The 6,180-nt window shown below is 67.8% G+C and carries 5 protein-coding genes; all 5 read right to left on the reverse strand.

What is annotated here, in order from left to right:
• Positions 1-54: 54 nt before the first annotated feature.
• Positions 55-2,094, reverse strand: a complete 2,040-nt coding sequence (locus AC5RWT_RS33335; protein WP_494083955.1) for an NHL domain-containing thioredoxin family protein — start codon at positions 2,092-2,094, stop codon at positions 55-57.
• On the reverse strand, positions 2,091-4,295 hold the full coding sequence (locus AC5RWT_RS33340; RefSeq protein ID WP_494083956.1) for a bifunctional copper resistance protein CopD/cytochrome c oxidase assembly protein: 2,205 nt from the start codon (positions 4,293-4,295) through the stop codon (positions 2,091-2,093). The genes AC5RWT_RS33335 and AC5RWT_RS33340 overlap by 4 nt, the downstream gene beginning before the upstream one ends.
• A complete protein-coding gene (locus AC5RWT_RS33345) occupies positions 4,288-4,965 on the reverse strand; it encodes a copper resistance CopC family protein (protein ID WP_494083957.1) in 678 nt (225 codons plus the stop codon). Before AC5RWT_RS33345 ends, AC5RWT_RS33340 begins: the two co-directional genes overlap by 8 nt.
• A gap of 36 nt (positions 4,966-5,001) precedes the next feature.
• Positions 5,002-5,610, reverse strand: a complete 609-nt coding sequence (locus tag AC5RWT_RS33350) for a hypothetical protein (RefSeq protein ID WP_494083958.1) — start codon at positions 5,608-5,610, stop codon at positions 5,002-5,004.
• A gap of 147 nt (positions 5,611-5,757) precedes the next feature.
• On the reverse strand, positions 5,758-6,042 hold the full coding sequence (locus tag AC5RWT_RS33355) for an HU family DNA-binding protein (protein WP_136785733.1): 285 nt from the start codon (positions 6,040-6,042) through the stop codon (positions 5,758-5,760).
• Positions 6,043-6,180 lie beyond the last annotated feature (138 nt).

Genomic DNA, 6,180 nt, shown 5'->3' on the forward strand with positions numbered 1-6,180 from the left:
GAGGCGGACAGGTTGCCCTGTCCGCCTCCGCCGTTTGCGGTTTGGCGCCCGGACCTAGTTCAGCCCGCGCAGGTCCAGCGTCATCTCCCCCGTGCCTGAGCCCACGACCACAGGAATGCCCCAGTCCTGCTGGTACAGGTGGCAGGCTGCATGGTCGGGGATCTCGCCGCCGGGTTCGCCGTCGCAGGCCGCCGCCCGCGCGGTGATGTGCAGGACGCCCTCCCTGACCTCGTCGGACAGCACCAGGTCCCGGACCAGGCCAACGGACGTCCCTGCCCCGGAGACCAGCAGATTCTCCGGCGAGGAGGAAATCTTCAGCTGCGTGGGGTCGCCCCAGCGGTCGTCCAGCTTTTGCCCGGTGGGTGCCGCGAAGCGGACGGTCAGCGCCAGCGGGCCGGCCGAGACCTCGGTCTTGGGACGCTGCGTCTGCGAGGCACCCTCGTCCACCGTCAGTGCTTCCTTCGGAAGTGGCAGCCGGATGAGCTGGTGCTTGTTTGCCTCCACCACCAGCAGCAGCGGTTCGCCGCCCCCGGCCACGGCGGAGGTGTCCAACAGCACGTCTGACGGCTCCGCCAGACCGCGGGCCAAGGTGGAGACGGTGTCCGTTGCCGGATCGTAGCGGCGCACCGCCCCGTTGTAGGTGTCGGCCACCGCCACTGAGCCGTCGGGCAGGACGGCCACGCCCAAAGGATGCTGCAGCCTGGCCTCTGCGGCAGTCCCGTCGCGGAATCCGAAGTCGAACAGGCCGGCGCCGATGGCGGTGGAGACCTGCGCCCGGTTCCCGCCCTTGACCTCCACGAAGGAGATCCGGCGCAGCGCCGACGTCTCTGAATCCGCGACCCAGATGCCGCCCTCAGCGTCCTCGGCCAGACCGGATGACTGGGCGAACCAGGCCGCGCCGGCCTCGCCGTCTTGCAAACCTTCGAGTCCGGTACCGGCCAGGATGGCGACCGTGCCGGAGGCCGGGTCAAAGGTGAAGATCTGGTGCACACCTGCCATGGCGACCACCACAGCCTCCAACCGGGTCGACCACAGGACGTCCCACGGCGAACTGAGCGAAACCGCCAGCGGGTCGGCTTCCAGCTGTTCGGGGCTCGACGCGATGGCTTCAGCCAGTTCCTCCCCCAGCGCTTCGCCGGAAGCCGCTTCGTCCGCCTCGGAGCCGGGGCCCGCCTCGGCCAGCCCCGGTGCCGTGCGCTGGGAATTGGCATCCAGCAACCGCTGCACGCCGTTCCCGGCAACCGTCGTCACTGCGCCGGTGGCCAAGGACAGGCCGCGGAGGCGGTGGTTGACGGAATCGGCAATCACGACGTCGTAGCCGGCCTGCGCGCGGATCTCTTCCGGCAGCAAGGCCACGCCCTGGGGCTCATTGAACTTCGCGTCTTCGGCCGGTCCGTCCTGCCAGCCCTTTGCGCCGGAGCCGTAGGTCTTGAGCACCGTGGACAAGTCCGCGGCCATCTCGACCAACCGGTGGTGCCCGGTGTCGCTGACCAGGAAGGAACCGCCGGCCGAGCCTACGCCGTCCGGCAGCGGAATGACCTTGCCCGGAAAGCGCAGGTCACCGGACGTGGTTTCGGCCGGGACATAGGGTCCGTCGCCGCGGTGCAGCGTGCCCTTGGCCTCGTGTTCGGACACCAGTTCCTCCACCAGCGATGCAAGGCCTCCGGAGTGGCCCTCACCGGACAGGTGCGCCACGATATAGCCCTCCGGATCCACCACCACGAGGGTCGGCCACGCCCGTGCGGCATAGGCCTGCCACGTCTCGAGTTCAGGATCATCAAGCACCGGGTGGTGGATGTCGTAACGCTCGACGGCGGCGGCAAGCGCCACGGGGTCCGCTTCGTGTTCGAACTTCGGAGAATGCACCCCGACGGTGACCAGCACGTCCTTGTATTTCTCCTCCAACGGGCGCAGCTCGTCCAGCACGTGCAGGCAGTTGATGCAGCAGAAGGTCCAGAAATCCAGCAGCACAATCTTGCCGCGCAGATCTTCCAACCCCAGCTGCTTGCCGCCGGTATTCAACCAGTTGCGGCCCACCAGGTCGGAGGCACGGACACGGTAGTTCGTGCGGATGGTCTCGGCTGCCTCGGTCATCTGGTTTCTCCTTGCGTCCGGCCGGCGTCGTCCGGGTCCGGAACGGGCTGCTGCCCGGTGGTGGTTGTCGGTCCTTGCAGGTGGCCTGACGACGTGCCGCGACCTGCGGCCGGCCCCGATGCCCCTGGCGGAACCAGGCGTGCGTCCTGCCGGGCCATCTTGGCAAACATATCGTTATAAGCCGCCAGCTCGGCGTCGTTATTCCTATCGGCTGAACGATCTTTACGCTTTGTTTCCCGTGCGTCGGACCGTGACCAGGCAATGGCCACCCCGACGGCGACGCACAGGGTGGGGATTTCGCCGATGCCCCACATGATGGCCCCGCCGAGCTGTTGATCCTCCATCGCGGGCAGACCCCATTCCCGGCCCATGCTGCCGAACCAAGAGGCCTGGATGAGCGAGGTCGAGCTGGTGATGGCAACGCCGAAGAACGCATGGAAGGCCATGGTCGCGAACAACAGCAGCAACCGCAGCGGATAGGGCGCGCGCCGTGGGAGCGGGTCCTGGCCGATCATCGACAGGATGAACAGGTAGCCGGTGAGCAGGAAGTGCAGGTTCATCAGCTCATGGCCCACATGCTCGCGCAGCGCGAAACCGAATAGCGGCGTGTAGTAGAAAATGACGATGGAACCGGCGAAGTTCGCCGCGGCAAAGAGCGGGTGCGTGATGACCGCTGAGTACTTCGAATGGACCAGCCAGAGGATCCACTCACGCGGACCCATGCTGCCGTCCCGGCGCGGAGGCAATGCCTTCAGCGCCAAGGTGATCGGCGACCCCAGTACCAGGAACAGCGGGACCACCATGGTCAGTGCCATGTGGTCGAGCATGTGCGTGCTGAAAAGCACCATCCCGTAGACAGCCGGTGCTCCGGAGGTGACATAGGTCAGCGCCAGAAGCCCGACAATCCAGCTGGCGGTCCGCGCAACTGGCCAGCCGTCACCCCGCCGCCGCAGCCTGACGGCTCCGACCAGGTAGGCGATCCCGGCGATCAGGGCGAACGCCACCCACAGCCAGTCCCAGCGCCAGACGGTCAGCCAGCTGCTCCCGACCAGTTCCGGCGGCAACTCGTAGCCGGTCAGGATGCGGGCCGGGGATGCGTCGACCGGCAGTTCTTCGGGGGTGGGCGGTGCCGTACGGGCCAGGGCAGTGGCCACCCCGAAGACCGCTGACATGATCAGGAGCTCTACGGTGATGAGCTGCCACAGGACGCGCTTGCCGGACTTGGTGCCCAGTTCCGGGATGATCCACTGCCGGTGCATCAGGCCGATCGCGCCCAGCAGCAGCGTGGCGAGGGCCTTGATCACCACCAGTACGCCGTATTCGCTGGTGAGCTGGTCCAGCGAGGTGATCCGGATGGACGCGTTGATGATTCCGGAGAAGAAAACCAGGAAGAAGCTGATCAGCGCCAGCGCAGAGTAGCGGCGCAGCACCTGTTCGGTGATGTCCTTGGTGCCCAGCGTGCCGGAGATGACCGCGAGCACAATGATTCCGCCCACCCAGAGACAGGCACCCAGCAGGTGCAGTCCGATGGAGTTCACAGCCCCGTAGTGGTCGTCTCCGCCGGCCGAATGCCCGATCAGTGCCATGGGCAGCAGCCCGCCGACGGTGGCCAGCGCCAGGGTGGCTCCCAACCCGGGGAGGGATCGGAGGCCGAAGATGAGGGTGGCCACGATGGCCGCCACGATGGTGATCGTAAGCCACGCCTGGCCGGTTCCGATGTCCGTCATGAAACCGACGAACCCAGCGGTGTAGTGGGCATCCCCGCTAACCGGCAAACCGGCGATGTCAGAGAAACTGAAAACCAGCACGGCCATGGCGGCCAGCGTCCACACCACGGCGGCGCCCGCTGCCAGCCGCAGGGCGGCAGTGAAGGCCGGATGCTCGGGGCCGTCGTCGCCGCCTTTGCTTGGCCTGCGTCTGGCGCGCAGTTGCTTGGGCAGGATCCCGACGGCGAAGAGCAGGGATGCGATGACGGTCGCCAGGGCCGTGTTGTTGGCTGCCTTGGCCACCGGCAGCGCCCAACGGGTCAGCGCGCCCGGGTCGGAGAGCTGGCGGGCTGCGGCAGCCCCGGAATAGAGCAGGGCTGCTGCCAGCACCAGGACCAGGACCACTCCGCCGGCCAGCAGCCACCCCCTGCCGATCCCGTCGGCGCTGATGGCCACGGGACGCCGGGGAGCTGCCGGGGCCGACCGCTCAGCCACGACCGCCCGTTCCTCCGCCCCGCTTGCTCATCACGAATGCGGCGAGGCCGGCCACGATCGCCAGTGCGCCCGCGCCCATTGCGATGAAGAGCCCGAAATCGCTGGGCCCGCCTTCTTTCCCGGCAGGTTCGGCGGCACTGTCGGCTGGCCCGGTGGTGGACGTCGGTGCCGCGGCCGGGGCCGCCTGCCCGGCCGCCACGGAAAACTTGGTGGTTCCCTCGATCGGATGGCCGTCGCTGGAGACCACCCGCCACCCCAACCGGTAATCGCCGTCGGGCATGCCCTCCTTCAGGGGGATGGTGACCTCGCTGCCGCCGAGCACCGGTGCACCCGCGGCCCAGTCAGCGCCGGCGGAGTCCAGGACCTGGGTGGTAGCGCCGATATCCATCACATTGGCGCTGAACTTCAGCACGATGTTCTCGGGCTGGGCGTTAAGGACGGCGCCATTCTCCGGGGTGGAGCCGATCAGCTCGTCGTGGGCCGAAGCCGGACGCGCCAGCGTGAGCGCTGCCGCCAGCCAGAGCAGCATGGCGGCCAAGGCGGCTACGAGCAGCCGACGGGTCGCCGCCTGCCGGGCAGAGCGGCGGGCGTCGTCCCGCCGCTGCCTGGCAACTGATGTCTCGGGGGTGGAAACGCGCACAGGGACAGGTGGGTTCAGAGGGTGGTTCATCACGTTCTTTCGTCGGGGGATGCGCACGGGCGCGGGTCAGAAAGCGTGGTGCACCGGAGGTCCGCGGTGTCGCAGGGCAAGCAGCGGCGCTCCGAGCGCGGCCAGTGAGCGGACGGTCCGCGCGACCGGCACGGCCAGTGCGGCCCGCGGGACCGGTTGCCAGTAGTGCAGCCGGCGCGGTGCGGCCAGCAGCACTGTTCCGGCCAGCGCGGAAGCTGCCTGCTCACCCCGGCGCAAGAGCAGGACGGTGGCGGTGGCAGCTGCAAGGTGGGCGGCCAGCATCGCCGCGCCCGGTCCGTCCGCCTGAACGGGTGCCGCCGCAACCAGTGCCCCGGGCGGCAGGATCACGTGGTGTCCGGAGTGGCTGCCGGCGCCGGTCTGGAACACCGGGTGCGCGGTGTGGCCCATTTGGAAGAGCAGATGGAAGATGGTTTGGCTGACCGCCACTGCGGCCAGGAGGCGCACCCAGGACAGGGATTTGCCGGCAAGGCCCACGCACACCAGCCCGGACAGGGCGAGGGACAGGGCCCAGACGGCGGGGGCAGGCGCATGTCCGCCACCGGCAAGGTGGGACAACGCCGCCACGGAGGTGGCTACTGCAGCGCCCAGCCAGCCGCGCAGCAGCCGCGCTCCACGCTGGACCATGCCTCGAGTCCTCCGTCCTGATGCCCTCGGAGTGCTGCTCTTGCACACACCCCGTCCCGGCTATTTTACCGCCCGTAGAAGTGAAGGGGTTAAAGCAAGGACCGCCACCGGTTGCCGGTGACGGTCCCTGCGGAAGTCTGTTGAGGACTACTTCTTGGCGACGGCGGCCTTCAGCTTGGAACCAGCGGTCAGCTTTACGCTGTGGCCTGCCGGAATCTGGATGGACTCGCCGGTCTGCGGGTTGCGGCCGGTGCGGGCAGCGCGGTCGGTGCGCTCAACGGCGAGCCAGCCCGGGATGGTGATCTTCTCGCCCTTGGCGACGGAGGTTGCGAAGATGTCGAACACAGCGTCCAGGACACCGTTCACTGCGGTCTGGCTGGTGCCAGCCTTCTCTGCAACAGCTGCAACAAGTTCACTGCGGTTGATAGCCAATTTTTGTCCTCCTGGACTGCTTCGGTTGGGTCAGAGCCTCCGCAGGCTGCGGAAAAGCTACTGTGCGAAAACTTACCAGCTTGGCCGCCCGGATCCGGTTAAATCCGCGGAATCTGGCGGAATTTCTAGCGAATTACC

The sequence above is a fragment of the Arthrobacter sp. Dra40 genome, assembly GCF_059091905.1.

Bases quoted from the DNA above. Each gene is read 5' to 3' on its own strand.
- AC5RWT_RS33335 (WP_494083955.1), bottom strand. From the start codon at position 2,094: ATGACCGAGGCAGCCGAGACCATCCGCACGAACTACCGTGTCCGTGCC.
- AC5RWT_RS33345 (WP_494083957.1), bottom strand. From the start codon at position 4,965: ATGAACCACCCTCTGAACCCACCTGTCCCTGTGCGCGTTTCCACCCCC.
- AC5RWT_RS33350 (WP_494083958.1), bottom strand. From the start codon at position 5,610: ATGGTCCAGCGTGGAGCGCGGCTGCTGCGCGGCTGGCTGGGCGCTGCA.